This is a genomic window from Microbacterium yannicii, from assembly GCF_024055635.1.
Taxonomy (GTDB): domain Bacteria; phylum Actinomycetota; class Actinomycetes; order Actinomycetales; family Microbacteriaceae; genus Microbacterium; species Microbacterium yannicii.
Genome location: NZ_JAMXMB010000025.1, coordinates 1 through 19,394, shown reverse-complemented (window position 1 = coordinate 19,394; position 19,394 = coordinate 1). Strand labels below are relative to the sequence as shown.

22 protein-coding genes are annotated in these 19,394 nt (G+C 70.9%); 12 read left to right on the top strand and 10 right to left on the bottom strand.

The window, feature by feature from the left end; translation table 11 throughout:
* Positions 1-34: 34 nt before the first annotated feature.
* The gene (locus tag NCG93_RS09835; RefSeq protein ID WP_194414900.1) at positions 35-1,258 is read left to right on the top strand and encodes an LLM class flavin-dependent oxidoreductase; all 1,224 of its coding nucleotides are present in this window, start codon (positions 35-37) and stop codon (positions 1,256-1,258) included.
* Position 1,259: 1 nt separating this feature from the next.
* The gene (locus tag NCG93_RS09830) at positions 1,260-1,904 is read left to right on the top strand and encodes an FMN reductase (RefSeq protein WP_194413897.1); all 645 of its coding nucleotides are present in this window, start codon (positions 1,260-1,262) and stop codon (positions 1,902-1,904) included.
* Between the two features lie 3 nt (positions 1,905-1,907).
* Here the strand turns inward: NCG93_RS09830 and NCG93_RS09825 are convergent, their stop codons facing one another.
* Positions 1,908-2,735: a DNA/RNA non-specific endonuclease gene (locus NCG93_RS09825; RefSeq protein WP_372495975.1), complete on the bottom strand. Its 828-nt coding sequence runs from the start codon at positions 2,733-2,735 to the stop codon at positions 1,908-1,910.
* Between the two features lie 52 nt (positions 2,736-2,787).
* Positions 2,788-3,381: a DedA family protein gene (locus tag NCG93_RS09820; RefSeq protein ID WP_194413895.1), complete on the bottom strand. Its 594-nt coding sequence runs from the start codon at positions 3,379-3,381 to the stop codon at positions 2,788-2,790.
* A gap of 139 nt (positions 3,382-3,520) precedes the next feature.
* Between NCG93_RS09820 and NCG93_RS09815 the strand changes: the two genes are divergently transcribed.
* Positions 3,521-5,494 carry a glycosyltransferase gene (locus tag NCG93_RS09815; RefSeq protein WP_252787502.1) on the top strand — a complete coding sequence of 658 codons (1,974 nt, stop codon included), beginning with the start codon at positions 3,521-3,523 and terminating at the stop codon, positions 5,492-5,494.
* 287 nt (positions 5,495-5,781) lie between these two features.
* Here NCG93_RS09815 and NCG93_RS09810 read toward each other — a convergent pair whose 3' ends face one another.
* The 3 genes from NCG93_RS09810 to NCG93_RS09800 form a co-directional block, all read right to left on the bottom strand.
* On the bottom strand, positions 5,782-6,432 hold the full coding sequence (locus tag NCG93_RS09810) for a YrhK family protein (protein WP_194413894.1): 651 nt from the start codon (positions 6,430-6,432) through the stop codon (positions 5,782-5,784).
* A gap of 89 nt (positions 6,433-6,521) precedes the next feature.
* Entirely contained in the window at positions 6,522-6,707 is a 186-nt protein-coding gene (locus NCG93_RS09805) for a hypothetical protein (RefSeq protein ID WP_194413893.1), read from the bottom strand.
* 16 nt (positions 6,708-6,723) lie between these two features.
* Positions 6,724-6,906 carry a DUF5302 domain-containing protein gene (locus NCG93_RS09800; protein WP_194413892.1) on the bottom strand — a complete coding sequence of 61 codons (183 nt, stop codon included), beginning with the start codon at positions 6,904-6,906 and terminating at the stop codon, positions 6,724-6,726.
* 335 nt (positions 6,907-7,241) lie between these two features.
* Here NCG93_RS09800 and NCG93_RS09795 point away from each other — a divergent pair, with 335 nt between their 5' ends.
* From NCG93_RS09795 to NCG93_RS09785, 3 genes are all read left to right on the top strand, one after another.
* Positions 7,242-9,533, top strand: a complete 2,292-nt coding sequence (locus tag NCG93_RS09795; RefSeq protein ID WP_194413891.1) for a polyribonucleotide nucleotidyltransferase — start codon at positions 7,242-7,244, stop codon at positions 9,531-9,533.
* Positions 9,534-9,848: 315 nt separating this feature from the next.
* The gene (locus tag NCG93_RS09790) at positions 9,849-10,907 is read left to right on the top strand and encodes an aldo/keto reductase (protein WP_194413890.1); all 1,059 of its coding nucleotides are present in this window, start codon (positions 9,849-9,851) and stop codon (positions 10,905-10,907) included.
* Between the two features lie 128 nt (positions 10,908-11,035).
* Positions 11,036-11,638, top strand: a complete 603-nt coding sequence (locus NCG93_RS09785; protein WP_194413889.1) for a histidine phosphatase family protein — start codon at positions 11,036-11,038, stop codon at positions 11,636-11,638.
* 13 nt (positions 11,639-11,651) lie between these two features.
* On the opposite strand, the gene NCG93_RS09780 is transcribed toward NCG93_RS09785, so the two are convergent.
* Positions 11,652-12,125, bottom strand: coding sequence for a GNAT family N-acetyltransferase (locus tag NCG93_RS09780; RefSeq protein WP_194413888.1), 474 nt, complete (start codon positions 12,123-12,125; stop codon positions 11,652-11,654).
* A gap of 71 nt (positions 12,126-12,196) precedes the next feature.
* Here NCG93_RS09780 and NCG93_RS09775 point away from each other — a divergent pair, with 71 nt between their 5' ends.
* Positions 12,197-13,012 carry a 4-hydroxy-tetrahydrodipicolinate reductase gene (locus NCG93_RS09775; protein ID WP_194413887.1) on the top strand — a complete coding sequence of 272 codons (816 nt, stop codon included), beginning with the start codon at positions 12,197-12,199 and terminating at the stop codon, positions 13,010-13,012.
* The gene (locus NCG93_RS09770) at positions 13,009-13,467 is read left to right on the top strand and encodes a tetratricopeptide repeat protein (protein WP_194413886.1); all 459 of its coding nucleotides are present in this window, start codon (positions 13,009-13,011) and stop codon (positions 13,465-13,467) included. Before NCG93_RS09775 ends, NCG93_RS09770 begins: the two co-directional genes overlap by 4 nt.
* 45 nt (positions 13,468-13,512) lie before the next feature.
* Here the strand turns inward: NCG93_RS09770 and NCG93_RS09765 are convergent, their stop codons facing one another.
* From NCG93_RS09765 to NCG93_RS09750, 4 genes are all read right to left on the bottom strand, one after another.
* Positions 13,513-14,439, bottom strand: coding sequence for a TIGR01777 family oxidoreductase (locus NCG93_RS09765; protein ID WP_194413885.1), 927 nt, complete (start codon positions 14,437-14,439; stop codon positions 13,513-13,515).
* Positions 14,432-14,857 (bottom strand): OsmC family protein, encoded by a 426-nt coding sequence (locus NCG93_RS09760; protein WP_194413884.1) that lies wholly within the window; start codon positions 14,855-14,857, stop codon positions 14,432-14,434. The genes NCG93_RS09765 and NCG93_RS09760 overlap by 8 nt, the downstream gene beginning before the upstream one ends.
* Positions 14,858-14,984: 127 nt before the next feature.
* The gene (locus NCG93_RS09755; RefSeq protein ID WP_252787501.1) at positions 14,985-15,584 is read right to left on the bottom strand and encodes a DUF4395 domain-containing protein; all 600 of its coding nucleotides are present in this window, start codon (positions 15,582-15,584) and stop codon (positions 14,985-14,987) included.
* 58 nt (positions 15,585-15,642) lie between these two features.
* Entirely contained in the window at positions 15,643-16,080 is a 438-nt protein-coding gene (locus tag NCG93_RS09750; RefSeq protein ID WP_194413882.1) for a TlpA family protein disulfide reductase, read from the bottom strand.
* Positions 16,081-16,221: 141 nt separating this feature from the next.
* Here NCG93_RS09750 and NCG93_RS09745 point away from each other — a divergent pair, with 141 nt between their 5' ends.
* The 4 genes from NCG93_RS09745 to dapA all read left to right on the top strand — a co-directional run bounded on the left by NCG93_RS09745 (position 16,222) and on the right by dapA (position 19,379).
* Positions 16,222-17,031: a thymidylate synthase gene (locus NCG93_RS09745; protein ID WP_194413881.1), complete on the top strand. Its 810-nt coding sequence runs from the start codon at positions 16,222-16,224 to the stop codon at positions 17,029-17,031.
* Entirely contained in the window at positions 17,028-17,561 is a 534-nt protein-coding gene (locus NCG93_RS09740; protein WP_194413880.1) for a dihydrofolate reductase, read from the top strand. The genes NCG93_RS09745 and NCG93_RS09740 overlap by 4 nt, the downstream gene beginning before the upstream one ends.
* A 10-nt stretch (positions 17,562-17,571) precedes the next feature.
* Positions 17,572-18,336, top strand: a complete 765-nt coding sequence (locus NCG93_RS09735; RefSeq protein WP_194413879.1) for an SDR family NAD(P)-dependent oxidoreductase — start codon at positions 17,572-17,574, stop codon at positions 18,334-18,336.
* Between the two features lie 65 nt (positions 18,337-18,401).
* Entirely contained in the window at positions 18,402-19,379 is a 978-nt protein-coding gene (gene dapA, locus NCG93_RS09730) for a 4-hydroxy-tetrahydrodipicolinate synthase (RefSeq protein WP_194413878.1), read from the top strand.
* Positions 19,380-19,394 lie beyond the last annotated feature (15 nt).

Here is a 19,394-nt window from a genome sequence, read left to right as displayed (position 1 = left end):
AGCGATCGTGAGCGAGAGCACCACGTGGTCGGGAATGCAGTTCGGCATCTTCACGGTGAGCGACATCACCCAGGACCCGACCGACGGCACCACGCCCAGTGAGGCGGAGAGGATCCGGGCGACGCTTCGGATCGCGAAGCACGCCGAGGAGGTGGGCCTGGATGTCTTCGCCCTCGGCGAGCACCACAACCCGCCGTTCTGGTCCTCGTCGCCCACGACGACGCTCGCGTACATCGCCGCGCAGACGGAGCGCCTCATCCTGTCGACCGCGACGACGCTCATCACCACGAACGACCCGGTGAAGATCGCCGAGGACTACGCGATGCTGCAGCATGTGTCGGGCGGGCGCACGGACCTCATGATCGGGCGCGGCAACACCGGCCCGGTGTACCCGTGGTTCGGCAAGGACATCCGCCAGGGCCTGCCGCTCGCGATCGAGAACTACAACCTGCTGCACCGCCTGTGGCGCGGGGACGTCGTGGACTGGGAGGGGCAGTTCCGCACGCCCCTGCAGGGATTCACCTCGACGCCGCGACCGCTCGACGGGGTTGCGCCGTTCGTCTGGCACGGCTCGATCCGCACGCCCGAGATCGCCGAGCAGGCCGCCTACTACGGCGACGGCTTCTTCGCGAACAACATCTTCTGGCCGAAGGAGCACTACCAGCGCCTGATCCAGCTGTACCGCCAGCGCTACGCCCACTACGGCCACGGCACGCCCGAGCAGGCGATCGTTGGGCTCGGCGGTCAGGTCTTCATGGCCGCGAAGTCGCAGGACGCCGTGAAGGCGTTCCGTCCGTACTTCGACAACGCGCCGGTCTACGGCCACGGGCCGTCGCTCGAGGACTTCAGCGAGATGACCCCGCTCACGGTGGGCTCGCCCCAGCAGGTCATCGACCGCTACGCCGCCATGCGCGACACCTACGGCGACTACCAGCGCCAGCTGTTCCTGATGGACCACGCCGGCCTGCCGCTGAAGACGGTGCTCGAGCAGCTCGACATCCTGGGCGGCGAGGTGGTCCCGGTGCTGCGCAAGGAGCTGCAGAAGAACCGTGCCCCCGAGGTTCCGGATGCCCCCACCCACGCCAACCTCGTGGCTGCGGCGTACGGCGGCGAGGCGCCGCGCCAGGCGGTGCCGGGGGCGAACCGCGGCGACAACCTCGTGGGAACCAGCCCGTACCAGGACGCAGTGCCGACGGCAGGCTCCGCCGCTGGGGCGCCCGCGGGTGCCGCGTTCGGCCTCGGCCGGAAGGAGGCGTGACATGACCGCTCGCCGCATCGCCGTGATCTCGGCGGGGCTGTCCAACCCGTCTTCGACCCGCATGCTCGCCGACCGGCTCGCCGCCGCGACGACGAAGCAGCTGTCGGAGCGCGGCATCGAGATCGAGGTCGACGTGTTCGAGCTGCGCGACTACGCGCACGACATCACGAACAACCTCTTGACGGGGTTCGCCCCGCCGGCTCTCGAGTCCGTGATCAACGCGGTCGTCTCGGCCGACGCGGTCATCGCAGTGACGCCGATCTTCTCCACGAGCTACTCGGGCTTGTTCAAGTCGTTCATCGACGTGCTCGACCCCGATGCCCTCACCGGCAAGCCCGTGCTGATCGGCGCGAATGCGGGCACCGCGCGCCACTCGCTCGCGATCGACTACGCGATCCGCCCGCTCTTCACCTACCTCCATGCCGAACCGGTCTCGACCGGCGTGTTCGCGGCGTCGAGCGACTGGGGAGCATCGGCCGACAACATCGCACCGCTCGCAGAGCGCATCGACCGGGGCGCGCGCGAGCTCGCCGAGGCGATCGCGCGTCGGGAGCCGGCGACGGACTCCGATCCGTTCGACCCCGACAACTACCTCGGTGAGGGACGCTCGTTCGGCCACCTGCTCGGCGGCCTCGCGGGGGAGTAGTCCTCAGCTCAGCACGATGTCCGCCGGAGCGCGGAGAGGACGCCATGCCGCCTCTCCGCGCACCGGCGCGCCGGGCCCGTCGAAGCGCGGCAGCACATCGGCCGCGACGAGCTCGCCGAGATCCACGCCCGAAAGCTCCTGGATGTCCGCGATCGGCACCTGGAAGGTGCGGAACGCTCCCAGTGCCGGCACCGCGAGTGCTCCCTGACTGACGTCGATGAGCTCCGACTGGTCGAGCAGGAAACCTGCCGCCGCAAGATGCGACGACCCGCCCTCCTGCGTCGCCCACGCGGCGACCTTGAAGAACCGGCGGGGGATCCGGATGCCGCGATACGGCGGATCGTCGTCGGCGAGAACCGGTGCCGTGAATACGCTGACGCGCTCGCCGGTCGTGTCGGCGAACTGCAGGACGTGGTCCTCGAGGCCGAGCCACAGCTCCTTCGACTGATTGAAGCTGCTCGCCTGCGGGGCGGCGTTGGGGTAGAAGAAGGTCGCCTCCATCGCCTCCCGCGCCTCGGCCGTCGACCCCCAACCCGGGTCGCGGCGTCGCACGAGATGCCCGCGATCCAGGTCGTTCGCGGCATACACCGCCGGCCCGGTCTGCTCGGCTGCGGGAACCCGCGCATCCAGCTGCCACTCGCCCGTGCGCGGCAGGTCGTGCAGCTCCGAGCCGTCGATGTTCACCGCCGTCACGACCGCGAGACGCCGCACCGGCTCGAGCAGGACGGTGAACCGCGGATACGCGAGATCGCGCACCTCGCGTCCGTCCGCAGGGCGGGGGAGCGGCAGCGGGATGCCGAGGAAGAGGTCGTCGTATGCGTCCGAGGTCACGTCTGTCACCGCTCCATCCTGGCGGCTCGTGGCGACAGGGACGCCGTCCCCCTCACGGGCGGCCACGCAGGCGACGGGCGAGCATCGCGTCGATCGTGAAGCCGATCCCGACCGCCAGCGCAACCGAGACGACCACCGCGAGGACCGGCCCGCCCGGGAGGATCGCTGCGATCGCCGCGCCGATCAGAGCCTGGTACGCCGACCAGGCGAGCGCAGCAAGCCCGGCGATGCCCAAGAAGCGCGGTGCGCTGACCCCGGCGGCGCCGGCGGTGAGATTCACGGCCAGCCGTGCGAACGGGATGAACCGCGCGGTGAAGAGCACGAGCGCGGCGCGACGCTCCAGCCGCGCGCGCGACCAGGCGAACGCGGCGCGGACGCGGGGCGTCCGCATCCAGCGCCAGCGTTCGAGTCCCACTGTCCGTCCTACGAGGTAGCACGCCGCATCGCCGGTGAGAGCGGCCACCCCTGCGACGACGATCACAGCCCCCACCGCGGGCTCGCCCTGCGACACCGCCAGCGCACCCAAGGCCGTCACCGCCGCCTCGCCGGGGACCACGACGAGGAACGCGTCGCCGAGCACCAGCACGAAGAGCAGCGGCAGCGCCCACGCGCTCTTCGCCACCTCGGTCAGCAGCTCGTCGATCACGTCTCCTTGCTAGTCGCCCGCTATGAACGGCGACGGAACGGGGCACGTCCGGTGACCTGACGCGGTGCATCGGGTGAACACTTGCGCGCGAGCGCCGGTTCGCGGCATCCTCCCGTGTCGGCGCCGTCACCCTGGAGGCGTGAGAGTCGCACTGCTCGCCGAATCGTTCCTGCCTCACATGAACGGGGTGACAGGGTCGGTGCTCCACGTCCTGCGCCATCTCGCCGCTGAGGGGCACGAGACGCTCGTCATCGCGCCGCGCGCCGGAGAGATCACGACCGACCTCCACGGCGCCCGGACCGAGCTGCTGCGCTCGGCGCCGCTGCCCTCGTATCCCGAGGTACGCGTCGTGTTCGCGCGCGCCGCACGGCTCACCGCGATCCTCCGCGACTTCCGGCCCGACGTCGTGCACCTGGCATCGCCGTTCGTGCTCGGCTGGCAGGGACTCGCGGCTGCCGATGCGCTCCACGTGCCTGCGGTTGCGGTGTATCAGACGGACGTGGTCGCGTACGCCGAGAAGTACGGGATGCCGCATGCCGCGGCGCTGGTGGGCCGCCACGTCGCCCGCCTGCACCGACGCGCCACCCTCACCCTCGCTCCGTCGACGGCCTCGCTGCAGCAACTCGAGGCGCTCGGCGTCGACCGCCTGCGCCGGTGGGGGCGCGGCGTCGACACCGCCTGCTTCGGGCCGGAGCGGCGCAGCGGCGCGTGGCGCGCGCGTGTCGCGCCGGGGAAGACGATCGTCGGCTACGTCGGTCGCCTCGCCCCCGAGAAGCAGGTCGAGGATCTCGCGGCGCTCGCGCGCCTCGACGGCACGCGCCTCGTGATCGTCGGCGACGGGCCGGCCCGGCAGGCGCTCGAGCGCGCGCTGCCCGATGCCGTGTTCACCGGACACCTCACCGGCGACGCGCTCGCCGAGGCGCTGGCGAGCTTCGACGTGTTCGTGCATCCCGGCGAGAGCGAGACGTTCGGCCAGACGATCCAGGAGGCGCTCGCCAGCGGCGTTCCCGTGGTGGCGACCGGGATCGGGGGACCGGTCGACCTGGTGCGCTCGAGCGTCGACGGCTGGCTCTACCGCCCGGGCGATCTGCGCGACCTGCGGGCCCGCGTGGCCGACCTGGTCGGCGACGCGGGCAAGCGGCGCGCGTTCGCGGCATCCGCTCACGAATCAGTGCGCCACCGCACGTGGGACGCCCTGTGCGGCCAGCTCGTCGAGCACTACGAGGACGCGCGGATGCTGCGCCCCATCGACGACGCACTGCGCCGGCGTGCCGGCATCCGCCCGTTCACGCCGTCCGCCGGGGCGGCGGTGCGACCGCGGTGGTCGCGGTACGTCGCCCTCGGCGACTCGCTCACCGAGGGCCTCTGCGACACGTCGCGGATGCCTGCTGGACAGCACCGCGGATGGGCGGATCGGCTGGCGCAGCTGCTCGCGCACGAGTCATCCGAAGCGGGACCCTTCCGCTACGCGAACCTTGCCGTGCGCAGTCGTCGCGTGCGCCATCTGACGGCCGAACAGCTTCCGCAGGCCCTGGCGCTGCGCCCAGACCTCGTGTCGATCCTCATGGGCGCCAACGACCTCGTCGGCCGACGTGTCGACATCGCGCGGCTGGCGGCCGAGCTCGAGGAATCAGTTCGTGCACTGCGCGACGCCGGCATCGACGTGCTGCTGGTGACACCGTTCCTTCCGCGTCGGCGTGCCGCCGTGGTGTTCGAGCGGAGGTTCGCCGCGTTCGCCTCCGAGTTGCGCCGGATCGCCGCCGATACCGGTGCGATGCTGCTCGACCTCGACGCGATCCCCGCAATCGGGAACCTCGACCTCTGGGCGTACGACCGGGTCCACCTGCGCTCGCGCGGCCACCGGTTCCTCGCGTATCGCGCCGCCGAGGTGCTCGGCGTCCCCGACGCCGAGGCGCTCGGCGGGCTCGATGCGGCTCTTCACGCCGATGACGACCCCGTGGTGCACGGAACCTGGCTCAGCAGGGACCTGCTCCCGTGGGTCTGGCGCCGCCTCCGCGGGCGCACGGCGGGAGACGGCATCGCGCCCAAGCACTCCGACTACATCGTCATCGGCGGCCGCGGCGACGTGCGCGCACCGACACGCGCGTCGTGAGGGCGTCCGTCCCGCGTCGATGCGAGAGGCCGGGCGGCCGTGCTGATCGGATCGTGGGCGGGGGGCGACCTCGGCTTTCGCGCTGAGCGCCGACCCCTCAGGCATGCGGTAGAGTGGTCCCCGATAGGCGAACTCTCATTCGTCTCGCCCCGGCTGTGTGGTAACGGTCGGGGCTTCCTCTTTTCCGGCGCAGGCGCCGTCTCGCCGACGCGACCCCGAATCCGTCCGTGCGCGCCGCGGGAACGCCTGCCGCACACCCAGCGCCGGCACGTGCAGCGGCGGGAACGCTAGGCCGGCTGGCGTCGGTGGAGGTGCCGGCGGATCACCCCGTGGTGGATCGTGCGGCGCGACAGCACGGCCGCGCCGAAGAAGCAGAGCGCGCCGATCGCGGTGCCGAGGTTCGTCCACTGCACGCTGACGAGCTCGCCCGTGGACGGCACGACGTAGGCCGCGACCGCGGAGACGGCGAATGCGATCGACCCCAGCATGCCGAGCCCCGTGCCGTGCCAGGTGCGGGCGTCGCGGTCCCACAGCCGTTCGCGCCCGCGGGTCGCCTCGACCGCCAGAAAGCTCGACACCAGGAACGCCAGCGACCCCCACGCATCGGGGCGCCATCCGACCCCCACGGCGTCGGGGCGGGCCATGGCGGCGAGCAGCGCGACCAGCGTCGAGGCGTTGAAGAGCAGCGTCCCGGCGAACTGGATCGCGGCGGACCACCAGTCGGCGCGGTCGGGCCGGCTCGTGTGCTCCCTCGGCGGGCGTCGTCCGCTGAGGAGCAGCTGGATCAGTGCCGCGACGGTGAAGAACACCGAGCCGACGAAGAAGGTGACGCCCGTCCACACGGCCCCGGCCCACTGCGCGTACGCGGGCAGTGCGCCGGCGAAGAAGCAGAGCGAGCCGATCGCGAAGCCCCACGCCTCACGCCGCAGCCGCCTCACGCGGACAGGCGCCGCCTCGGGCGTCGCGTCTTCTGCCCGGGCATCGCCTGCCGGAGGGCTGTCGTCACGCCTCTGCGGCGCGCCGTCGCTCACGCGTCGGGGTCGATCGCGCCGGACTCGACCGCCGCTTCGCGCTCCTCGAGGTCGAGCTCGTCGACCTGCTTCTCGACCGACTCCATCGGGTCGAGCGTCGCGGGCGGCAGCTCGAACTCCGCGTCGTCGTCGAGCGGGACGTCCCGGTCGTCGTCGGGGATCCGCTCACGGAAGTCGCTCATCGCCCGCCTCCGATCGTCAGCCGCTCTTGCGGCGGAACTCGCGCTTGGTCACGGCGCCGTGCGTCCCGTGGATCGAGGACTCGCCGTCCAGGTGCGACTCCCCGTCGCGGTGCTGCGCGTTCTTCTTGTCGAGTGCTTCCTTGAACTTGCGCTTCATCTCATCGGATGCCGCGCCCGCCGGCTTCTCGTCGGTGCTCATGACTCCCACCCTACGCACGCCCGACGATGATGTCATTCGGTGTTTCCCCCGCCTCCGGCCGACCGTGGGGCCGGGACGGGTACCACTGATAGGATCGGACAGGCTGCCCTCGGGCATCCGCTCAATTCAACATGAGCTCACGGAGCAGGCCGGCAGCTAGCTGGTCCCCTGTGGTGGTCTCCTCGTCGCATCGGCGCCGGGTGGATTTCTACTGGTGGCCAGTGCTGGCGCGAATCGCGGCAAGGCCGCGCGCCGAGATCTGCCTGTTCCTGCTCCTTCGCACAAGCTCGTGCGCGAAACGCGCGTGCGAGCCTAAACAAAGAAGGAGAGACCTCTTGGAAGGTCCTGAAATCACCGCCGCTGAAGCCGTTCTCGACAACGGCCGCTTCGGCACCCGCACCGTCCGGTTCGAGACCGGACGACTCGCGCAGCAGGCGCAGGGCGCGGTCGCCGCGTACCTCGACGAGGAGACGATGCTCCTCTCGGCCACCAGCGCGAGCAAGCAGCCCCGCGAGGGCTTCGACTTCTTCCCGCTGACCGTCGACGTCGAAGAGCGCTCGTACGCCGCGGGCAAGATCCCCGGCTCGTTCTTCCGCCGCGAGGGTCGCCCCTCGACCGAGGCCATCCTGGTGTGCCGTCTCATCGACCGCCCGCTGCGCCCGTCGTTCGTCGACGGCCTCCGCAACGAGGTGCAGATCGTCGTGACCGTGCTCTCGATCGCGCCGGGCGAGTTCTACGACGCGCTCGCGATCAACGCGGCCTCGCTGTCGACGCAGATCTCGGGTCTGCCGTTCTCCGGCCCCATCGCCGGTGTGCGCCTCGCGCTCATCCCCGGCCACGGCGAGCACGGCGACCAGTGGATCGCGTTCCCGACCGTGTCGCAGCTCGAGGAGGCCGTCTTCGACCTCATCGTCGCCGGTCGCGTCATCACCGACGCCGACGGCAACGAAGATGTCGCGATCATGATGGTCGAGGCCGAGGCCACCGAGGGTTCGTGGAACCTCATCAAGGCGGGCGCGGTCAAGCCCAGCGAGCAGGTCGTGGCCGAGGGCCTCGAGGCCTCGAAGCCCTTCATCAAGCAGCTGGTCGCCGCGCAGAACGTCGTCGCGAACACGGCGGCCAAGGAGATCAAGCAGTTCCCGGTCTTCCTGCCCTACAGCCAGCAGACCTACGACTTCGTCGCCCACCGCGCGTACGACAAGCTCGTCCCGATCTACCAGATCGCCGACAAGCAGGATCGCCAGAACGCCGATGACGAGCTGAAGGATGCCGTCAAGGCAGAGCTCCTCGCCGCGGTCGAGTCCGGCGAGCTGCCGGCTGTCGCGACGCTCGAGTTCTCGGCGGCCTACAAGTCGGTCACCAAGAAGATCGTGCGCGGTCGCATCCTCGCAGAGGGCGTCCGCATGGACGGCCGCGGCCTGGCCGACATCCGTCCGCTCGACGCCGAGGTGCAGGTCATCCCGCGCGTCCACGGCTCTGCGATCTTCCAGCGCGGTGAGACCCAGATCCTGGGCGTCACGACGCTGAACATGCTCAAGATGGAGCAGCAGATCGACTCGCTGTCGCCCGTCACGCACAAGCGCTACATGCACCACTACAACTTCCCGCCCTACTCGACCGGTGAGACCGGCCGTGTCGGGTCGCCGAAGCGTCGCGAGATCGGGCACGGCTTCCTCGCCGAGCGCGCGCTCGTGCCGGTGCTGCCCAGCCGCGAGGAGTTCCCGTACGCGATCCGCCAGGTGTCCGAGGCTCTCGGCTCCAACGGCTCGACGTCGATGGGCTCGGTCTGCGCGTCCACGCTCTCGCTCCTGAACGCGGGTGTGCCGCTGCGTGCCCCCGTCGCCGGAATCGCGATGGGTCTCGTGTCGGACGAGGTCGACGGGCAGACGCGCTACGCCGCGCTGACCGACATCCTCGGCGCCGAGGACGCCCTCGGCGACATGGACTTCAAGGTCGCCGGCACGAGCGAGTTCGTCACGGCGATCCAGCTCGACACGAAGCTCGACGGCATCCCGTCGTCGGTGCTGACCGCCGCGCTGCAGCAGGCCCGCGACGCCCGCCTGACGATCCTCGGCGTGCTCAACGCCGCGATCGACGCTCCGGACGAGATGGCGCCCACCGCACCGCGCGTCATCAGCGTGCAGATCCCGGTCGACAAGATCGGCGAGCTGATCGGCCCGAAGGGCAAGACGATCAACGCGATCCAGGACGAGACCGGTGCGCAGATCTCCATCGAGGAGGACGGCACCGTCTACATCGGCGCGACCGACGGCCCGTCGGCCGAGGCCGCCCGTGCCCAGGTCAACGCGATCGCCAACCCCACCAACCCGGAGGTCGGCGAGCAGTTCCTCGGAACCGTCGTGAAGATCGCGACGTTCGGCGCGTTCATCTCGCTCCTGCCGGGCAAGGACGGACTGCTGCACGTCAGCGAGGTCCGCAAGCTCGCCGGTGGCAAGCGCGTGGAGAACGTCGAGGACGTGCTCAACGTCGGTCAGAAGATCCTCGTTAAGATCACGAAGATCGACGACCGCGGCAAGCTCTCGCTCGAGCCGGTGCTCGAGGAGCCCGCCGATCAGGAGGGTCGCTCCGCCGCCAGCGAGGGCCCGGAGGCTCCTGCCGAAGGCTGAACGGTCCCGCCGGACGGCCCGTCCGACCGCTGAATCCGTTCGGCGATGAAGCGGGCCGCAGGTTCACGGATGCCCGTCCCTCACCGAGGGGCGGGCATCCGTCGTCCGGTCGGCAGAATGCTCGGCGCGTCCCCCGAAAGGGGGACAGAACCCCAAGGATCAACGGTTCGTGATGAAACCGTTATGTAATGTTTATCGACAGTTCGCCTCAGTGACCGGCGCGCTGTCCGGACTGTCCTAGCCTGTGAGTACGCGCCGGGGGGCGCGCGGACAGTGATCACGAAAGCTCCGCGGGGCAGTCGTGGGGGGTGGGACATGGCTTACTTCGGCGTTGACTCGACGCTCCCACCGGCGAGCCCGGATGCTGCCGCAGCCGCTGCCGCGTCTCAGACCGCAGTACGCGGCCCGCATCCGTCGGCACCGATCCCCGTTCAGGGTCCCGCCGTGGGCAACGGCATCCGCGTCGCGCTCGGCGAGAGCGGCGCCGACGTGTTCCCATTGATCCTCGGCGGCGCGGAGTTCGGATGGAACGTCGACCTGGAGTCGAGCCACGCGATCCTCGACGCCTACACCGAACTCGGCGGCAACGCGGTGCACACCGCCGACAGCTATTCGAGCGGCCGCAGTGAGCACATCATCGGCCAGTGGCTCCAGTCCCGCGGCCTGCGTGACGACATCGTCCTCGCGGTGCGCGTCGGCGGTCACGCCGACAACCCGGGACTCGGCCCCGTGAACCTGGTCCGCGCCGTCGAGGCGTCGCTGACGCGTCTGCGCACCGACCGGATCGACGTGCTCTACCTCGATGCGACGACCGATCCCGGCTCGTCGCTCGAAGACACCCTGGCCACGGCGGAGTGGCTGGTCGAGGCCGGCAAGGTGCGAGCGCTCGGCGTGATCGGCTACACCGCCGCACAGCTGGTCGAGGCGCGCATCCTCGCCTCCGCGGGCTACCCGCGCATCACCGTGCTCGACGTGCCCTTCAACGTGCTGCGGCGGCACGAGTTCGACGCCGACCTGCGCCTCGTGGCGGGAGCCCAGGGCATGGTCGTGACGCCGTCGCACGCCCTGGAGCACGGCTTCCTCGCCGGCCGGCAGCGGTCCAAGCTCCGCGGTGCCCTGTCAGTGCGCGGCGCGCAGCTGGCGGCGAACCTGAATCGTCGCGGCAGTCGTACGCTGCGGGCGCTTGACACGGTCGGCGCCGAGCTCGGTGTTCCCGACGCGGCCGTGGCGATGGCGTGGCTGCTCGCGCAGAAGCTCGTCGTCGCGCCCATCGTCAACGCCTACGCGCCGCAGCACGTCGAAGAGCTCGTGCAGGGGGTCGGCGTCCGCCTCAGCCGCGCTCAGCTGTCCGACATCGCGCGCGCCTCGGAGTAGCCCCAGGCGGCGGTGCCGGCCGCATCCGACGCGCCCGTCCACAGGCTCATGGGCCACGGCGCCGACGTGTCGTAGTGTGGATGAGGTGCCTTTCCCCCAGGCATGTGACCCCCGACGGAGTGAGCTGCGTGACGCACTACATCTATCTCGTGCGGCACGGTGAACATCAGGACGCCCAGCACGGACTGGTCGACGGGCCCCTTTCGCCGCGCGGGCGCCGACAGGCGGCCCTGCTCGCTGATCGCCTCTCAGGAGTGCCGTTCGACGCGGTGTGGCACTCACCGCTCGAACGGGCGAGTCAGACGGCGCGCGCGGTCGCGGAGAGGATGCCGTCGCTGTCGCCCGAGCCGTCGGCACTCCTGTTCGACTGCGTGCCGACCGGCATGACCGACGAGACGCCCGCGGCGTTCGAGCCGTTCTTCGGCTCGGTCACCGAGGCCGAGGTCGAGGCAGGCCGCGCGCAGATGTCCGACGCCACCAGCGAGTTCCTGGCCCGCAAGCGCGGGGAGGTGCACGAGCTGCTGATCACCCACAACTTCGTCATCGCCTGGTTCGTGCGCGAAGTGCTGCAGGCGCCGGACTGGCGGTGGATGACGCTGAACCAGGCCCACTGCGGTCTGAGCGTCATCGCGCAGAAGCAGGGGCGTCCGTGGACGCTGCTGTCGCACAACGACATGGCTCACCTGCCCGTGGAGCTGCGCACCGGCCTGCCCGAGGTCTATCCGGTCTGAGCGACCGTCCCGTTCAGAGCGCCTTGCCGTACCAGCGGGAGGCGTTGGGATTGTCGTTGTAGGGCTCGATGGCCGCGAAGCCGGTGCGCGCATAGAGGGCGCCGGCCGCCTCGAGGGAGTGGTGCGTATCGAGCACGAGCTCGGCCGCGCCGAAGTCGCGCGCGCGCCGCTCCAGGTCTTCGACGAGCAGGCGGCCCCAGCCGCGGCCGCGCGTGACCGGACGAAGGTAGAGGTGCTTGAGTTCGTAGCGGGTGCCGAGCGGCCCCTCCGGGATGAGACGGATGCCGCCGCATCCCTGTGCGCCGCCCTCGTCGTCGTCGAGCACGACGAAGACGCCGGCGGGCGGCAGGAACGCTGCCGGATCGGGGAAGGTCGTGCGGTACGAGACGCCCTGGACCGCGAACCCTTCGGTCCGGACCTGGAAGTACTCGGCCAGCAGGGCGTGAGCATCGGGTGCGTCGACGGGGGAGGAGCGCAGTTTCACCACCCTTCCAGGGTAGGCGCCGGCGCGGCCGCCGCCGGCCGGAGCCCTCTTCGGGCGCCGCCTAGGATGGATCCATGACGACACGCGTGGCCATCGTGGGCGGCACCGGGAAGCTCGGCGCGATCATCCGCGACGCGGTCGAGGCCGAGCCCGGGTTCGAGGTCGCGGGCGTGCTGTCGTCGCGATCCGAGCTGTCCGAGCTCGACGGCGCCGACCTCGTGGTCGACGCGTCGACGCCGGCAGTGTCCATCGACGTGGTGCGTGCGGCGATCGAGCGTGGCATCAACGTGCTGGTCGGCACCTCCGGCTGGTCGGCCGAGCGCATCGCGCTCGTGCGCCCGCTGGTCGAGGCAGCCGGCACCGGCGTGGTGTTCATTCCCAACTTCTCGATCGGGTCGGTGCTCGGTTCGGCACTCGCTGCGGCGGCGGCCCCCTTCTTCCCCTCGATCGAGATCGTCGAGGCGCACCGCGAGACCAAGATCGACTCGCCGAGCGGTACGGCCGTGCGCACCGCGGAACTGATCGCGGCCGCACGGACGTCGGTCGGGCCGGTCGAGTCGCCCCACGTCGACCAGCGTGCCCGCGGGCAGCAGGTCGCGAGCGTGCCGATCCACTCGCTGCGGCGGCCCGGCGTCATCGCCCGGCAGGAGACGATCCTCTCCGGGGCGGGGGAGTCGCTCACCATCGTGCACGACACGGTGGAGCCGGCGCAGGCGTATGGTCCCGGCATCCGTCTCGCTCTGGCGGCAGCCCGCGACGCGACCGGTGTGACGGTCGGCCTCGACAGCCTCATCGACATCGGCATCGGTGGCCGCCGGGTCGCGGTAGACGCGCCTCCCGTCGAGGAGGACGGGGTACCCGGCCAGGTCGCCCGCGCGACAGGCGCATGACCGCCCGCATCGGCGTCGTCGTCATGGCGGCGCTGCTCGCGCTGTACATCGTGCTCGTCGGCCAACGGGCATGGCTGCTGGTCCTCAGCGGCGATCCCGTCGGCATCGCGATGGGCGTCGCCCTCGTCGTCCTGCCGGTCATCGCCGCGTGGGCGCTCGGCCGCGAACTGTGGTTCGGCGTGCGCGCACAGCAGCTCGGCCGCCGTCTGGAGGCAGAGGGTGGGCTCCCGGCCGATGAGGTGACGGTGCGTCCGAGCGGGCGTGTGATGCGCGAGGACGGGGATGCCGTCTTCCCGGCGTACCGCGCCGACGCCGAGGCGCACCCGGATGACTGGCGGGCCTGGTACCGGCTGGGGCTCGCCTACGACGCCGCCGGCGATCGGCGTCGTGCCCGCGAGGCGGTGCGCAAAGCCATCCGCCTCGAGCCCGCCGACCGATCTCGAGACGCCGGCTGACGCCTCGCTCGCTCGCGCCCCCAAGGGATAACGCGGGGGAGCCGGTCAGGCCGCCGCAGGTACGGCGGCCGCCACCGCGTCCTCCACGGTCGAGTGGGTGAACTCGAACCCCGACTGCAGGAGCGCCTCGGGGACGACGTGCGCGTCCGAGGTCAGGAGCGCGTCGGTCGCATCGGGACCGAGCACCAGCTTCATGCCCCACACCGGCGCGCGCAGCAGGAACGGGCGGTTCATCCGCACCGCGAGAGCGAAGCCGAGGTCGTTCGCCGTGGCGCGCGTGGGGCCTGCGAGATTCACGGGGCCGGTCAGCCGCGCGTCGATGACGTGGCGGATGGCGCGCACCTCGTCCTCCAGCGAGATCCACGGCCATACCTGCGTCCCCCGGCCGATCGGGCCTGCGAGTCCGGCCTTGGTGAGCAGGAGCAGCGGCTTCAGCACCCCGCGCGGGTGCACGATCGGAGCGGTGCGGAGGACGGCCACCGCGGCATCCGCTCCCGCGCCGAATGCCGCGGCCTCCCACTCGCCGCAGAGGTCCGCGAGGAACGACTCGCCCCGGCGGGCATCCTCGGCGAGCCGTGCACCGGGTCGCGAGCCGTAGTAGCCGACCGCCGATGCCGAGACGAAATGGGGAGCGTCCGTGCCCAGGTCGCGCACCGCCCGGGCCAGAGCGCGCGTCGGCGCGATGCGCGACCACAGCAGGGTGTTCTTGTAGCTTCCGGTCCAGGGGAACCGGCCGATACTCGCGCCGTTCAGACCGACGACGGCGACGGCGCCCGCCAGTACGGCGGGATCGAGCGGCTCCGCGTTCGTGAGCCACTCGACTTCATCGGCGGCTTCGGCAGGCCGACGCACCAGAGTCGTGACCGTGAACCCGTCGGTCCGGAGGCTCTCGACGAGCGCCTCGCCGACGAGTCCGGACGCTCCCGCCACGACGACCCGCCGGCCGTCATCGGAGGAGGCGGCTTCAGGCAAGCGTCGCCTCGAGGGTGATCTCGATGCCCGCGAGTGCCTGCGAGACCGGGCACCCGGCCTTCGCGCCCTGCGCGATGCGCTCGAAGTCCTCGGGCTCGATGCCCGGCACGACCGCGTTGACGTTGAGGTGGCTGCCCGTGATCCCGGTGCCCGGCTTGAAGGTCACCGAGGCGGTGGTGTCGATCGAGTCCGGGGGAGTGCCGTTCTCGGCGAGCGCCAGCGAGAGGGCCATGCTGAAGCACGACGAATGCGCCGCGGCGAGGAGCTCCTCGGGAGTCGTGACCGAGGTCGATCCCTCGCTGCGCGCCTTCCAGTTGACGGGGTAGCTGCCGAGGCCCGACGACACGAGGCTGACCTCCCCGGCCCCGTCGAACAGTGCGCCCTTCCAGGCGGTGGTGGCTTCGCTGGTGACAGTCATGAGGGCCTCCTCGCTCGCGGTGCGCCCGGGTCGTGGGCGTCTCGCGTCAGCCTAAAGCGTCGGATGCCGCGCCGCGACGGTTCGCCCGGCTCGTGTCGCGACCTTCGTGCCTTTTCGAGCGAGGGCGTCAGGCGGACGCCGGGCGGGCGCGCCCGATGACGCCGGCGCGCTGGAGCAGCAGATACAGCTGGCAGCCGAGGCAGAGCCCGAAGACCGCATTCAGGAAGGCGGCGACGAACGCCGCCGCGGCGGCGATGGTGAGCGCCCACGGGACGCCGAGCAGATGCAGAACGAGCCCGACGACGGAGACGAACAAGCCCACACCCTGCGCGAAGCGCGGCGGGCGCGGGTCTTCGAGTTCCTTCGGGGGCGCCAGTCGCGGGGCGACGGCCTTGCGGTACAGCGCGCCCCAGGGCGCGGTCCGCGGCGATACGACGCCCCACAGGAAGAGGAGCGCGATTACGAGCAGGAGGAGGAAGGCGGGGTCGAGGAAGCGCTGCAGCGGGGACACGAACGTGATGAGCCACGGGGTGCCGCCGGCGACGAAGATGAAGTCGACCGGCTCGCCGAAGCCGAAGAACCCGAAGGGCGCCGGGTCGAAAAGCTGCGCCGTCGACAGTCCGGTGAGCCCCAGGAAGACGTCGACCAGCAGCAGCACGGCGGTGATGCCGGCGACGAAGCGCGGACCGCGGGGGTCGATACCGCGCGCGGCCGCGGCTGGGCCCACGCGCCCGGAGGCTCCGGACGACGCGCCAGCGGCGTCTGGAGGGGGCGTGGGGACCCCGTCAGACATTCGCGTCCTCCGCGATCAGCCGGTTGAGCTCGAGCTCGAGCACGTCGCGGCTCGGGGCGCCGCCGAAACGCGTCTGCACGACGCCGTCGCGGTCGAGGACGAGCGTGGTCGGCGTCTGCAGCACATGGAAGTGCTTGGCGATGTCGGGGCGGTGCGTGAGATCGATGTCGAGGTGGCGCACGCCGTCGTGCCCGTCGGCGATCTGCGAGAGCGTGCGATGGACCCCGGGGCAGCGCGCGCACATCTCGGTGCTGAACTGCAGGAGCGTTGCGACTTCTCCGAGTCCGTCGGCGCCCAGGCGGGCGGGTTCGATCACCTCGTGCTCGACGTTGTGACGGGCGCGGGGCTGACGCCAGCTCACGAAGACACCGAGTGCCACCGTCGCCGCAAGAAGCACAGCAAGGGTGATGAGCGCTCCGACCAGGGTCACAGCAGATCAGGCTAACCGTTTTCCGCGGTCGGTGGGCCGCACGTGTGGATATGTCGCGTTCGCCGTAACACGGCGATGGTGTCCGCCGTCAGCGGCGCGGCCGCGACCCGGGCGTCGGGAGCCGCGGGTATCGTGGCAGCCGTGACGACGCCGATCCCGACCCCGTACGAGGACCTGCTGCGAGACGTGCTCGAGAACGGCACGCACAAGGACGACCGCACCGGCACCGGCACCACCAGTGCCTTCGGGCGCCAGATCCGCTTCGACCTCTCGCAGGGCTTCCCCCTCATCACCACCAAGCGCGTGCACTTCAAGTCGATCGCGTACGAGCTGCTGTGGTTCCTCCGCGGTGAGTCCAACGTCGCCTGGCTGCAGGAGAACGGCGTCACGATCTGGGACGAATGGGCGGATGCCGCGGGCGAGCTCGGCCCGGTCTACGGCGTGCAGTGGCGGTCGTGGCCGACGCCGTCGGGGGAGCACATCGATCAGATCGCGCTCGTGCTCGATCAGATCCGCGCGAACCCGGACTCCCGGCGCCTGATCGTCTCGGCCTGGAATCCCGCCGACATCCCCGACATGGCCCTCGCCCCGTGCCACGCGCTCTTCCAGTTCTACGTCGCCGACGGCAAGCTGTCGTGTCAGCTCTATCAGCGCAGCGCCGACCTGTTCCTCGGCGTGCCGTTCAACATCGCGTCCTACGCGCTGCTGACCGTCATGGTCGCGCAGCAAGCAGGTCTCGAGCCGGGGGACTTCGTCTGGACCGGCGGCGACTGCCACATCTACGACAACCACCTCGAGCAGGTGCGCGAGCAGCTGACCCGCGAACCCTACCCGTACCCGACGCTGCGCATCGCGCGCACTCCGGAGTCGATCTTCGACTACCGCTACGACGACTTCGTGGTCGAGGACTACCAGCACCACCCCGCGATCCGCGGCGCCGTCGCGGTATGACCGCGTCGATCGGCCTGATCTGGGCGGAGGCGCACCACGGCATCATCGGCGCCCAGGGCGGCATGCCGTGGCACGTTCCCGAAGACCTCGCCCACTTCAAGGAGCTCACCCTCGGGGCGCCCGTGGTCATGGGCCGTCGCACCTGGGAGTCGTTCCCGGCTCGATTCCGTCCCCTGCCAGGTCGGCGGAACATCGTGATCACCCGTCAGGAGGAGTGGGCGGATGACGGCGCCGAGCGCGCCGGCTCGCTCGAGGCCGCACTGGCGCTGGCCGCCGAGGGCGACCCGGAGCGGATCTGGGTGATCGGCGGCGGACAGCTCTTCCTCGACGCGATCGAGCTCGCGGATCTCCTCGAGGTCACCGAGCTCGACCTCGAGGTGGCCGGCGACACCCGCGCGCCCGACCGCGCCGGCTGGCGCACGGCGTCGACGGATCCGGCCGAGGGCTGGCGCACCTCGAGCTCCGGCATCCGCTATCGGTTCGTGCGAATGGTGCCCCCTGAGCACCGCGCCGGACGCCCTCGCCCCTAGGCTGGCGCGCATGGCGAAAACGGCGCTCATCACCGGTGCGAGCTCGGGGCTCGGCGCGGAATACGCGAGGCAGCTGGCCGCGAAGGGCGCCGACCTGGTGCTCGTGGCCCGCGATCGGCAGGCGCTCGAGCGGCTCGCGACCGGGCTGCGGTCCACATACGGAGTCGAAGTCGAGGTCGTCGTCGCGGACCTGCTGAAGCCCCGCCACCGCGAGAAGGTCGAGGCCCGTGTGGCGGACGAGGCCCAGCCGATCGAGATCCTCGTCAACAACGCCGGATTCGGACTGCCGCTGGCCTTCGAGGCCAACGACATCGAGGACGAGGTCCGCCATCTGCACCTGCACGTCGAGGTGCCTATGCGGCTGACGCACGCCGCGCTGGGCGGGATGCTGGCGCGCGGCCACGGGCGGATCGTGAACGTCGCGTCGGTCGCGGCATTCATCCCGCGGTCCACCTACGGAGCGTGCAAGGGCTGGCTCGTGAGCTTCAGCCGCTGGGCGAACGGGCGCTACGCGCCACGTGGGGTGACCGTCACGGCCGTGTGCCCGGGGTACACGCACACGAACTTCCACGAGCGCCTCGGGCTCGCCCCCGGTGAGGAGGGCGTCTCCGACCTGATGTGGCTCGATGCGCGGGACGTCGTCGCCGAGTCCCTGCGCGACGTCGCCCGCGGCCGAGCGGTGTCGATTCCGTCGCGCCGCTACAAGATCCTCGTCGGGCTCGCGCGCTTCGCGCCGCCGTCGCTGGCGGCGCGCATCGGCGAGCGCGGCCGGTAGACGCCTGACGACAGCCGGACAGGCTGCGGGAGGGGTGGCGGGCCCCGAGCCGATAACCTGAAGGCATGACGCATACGGGCAACCCCTTCGGACAGGTGCTCGTCGCGCTCGTCACCCCCATGACGGCCGACGGCGAGGTCGATTGGCCCTCTGTCGAGAAGCACATCGACGACGTCATCACCGCGGGAGCCGATGGCATCGTCGTGACCGGCACCACGGGTGAGACGTCGACGCTCACCGACGCGGAGAAGATCCGTCTCGTCCAGGTGGGCAAGGACGTCTCGGCGGGACGGGCGAAGATCATCACGGGTGGCGGGTCGAACGAGACCGCCCATGCGATCGAGCTCTACAAGGCCAGTGAGAAGGTCGGCGCAGACGGCCTCATGATCGTCACGCCGTACTACAACAAGCCCACGCAGGCCGGCATCCTCACGCACTTCCGTCTCGTCGCCGACGCGACCGATCTGCCGGTCATCCTCTACGACATCCCGGGCCGCACCGGCGTGCCGATCAAGTACGAGACGATCCTGCGGCTCGCCAAGCACCCCAACATCCTCGCGATCAAAGACGCCAAGGGCGATTTCAGCGAGGTCAGCCGCGTGCTGAACCAGACCGACCTGATGTACTTCTCGGGCGACGACGTGAACGTGCTGCCGCACCTCGCCATCGGGGCGACCGGGCTCATCGGCGTGACGGCGAACATCGCGCCCGCCCCGTACCGCGCGATCGTCGACGCCGTGAACGCCGGCGATCTGAAGACCGCGACCGCGGCACACCGCCAGCTCGAGCCGCTCGTGCGCGCGGTCATGACGCACGTGCCCGGCACGGTGTCGGCGAAGTACATCCTCCACGGCCTCGGACGCATCGGCAGCCCGCGCGTGCGCCTGCCGCTGGTGGGCCCGGAGGAGTGGGAGGCCGCCATGATCGAGGACGAACTGGCCCTCGTGACCGACGTGCCCGGCGCAGACTTCTCGAACTTCCGCCCCGACCGCAACGCCGCCGCCGGCGGTGCCCTGCCGAAGGTCTCAGGCACCACGAGATGACGAAGTGCCGTCGCC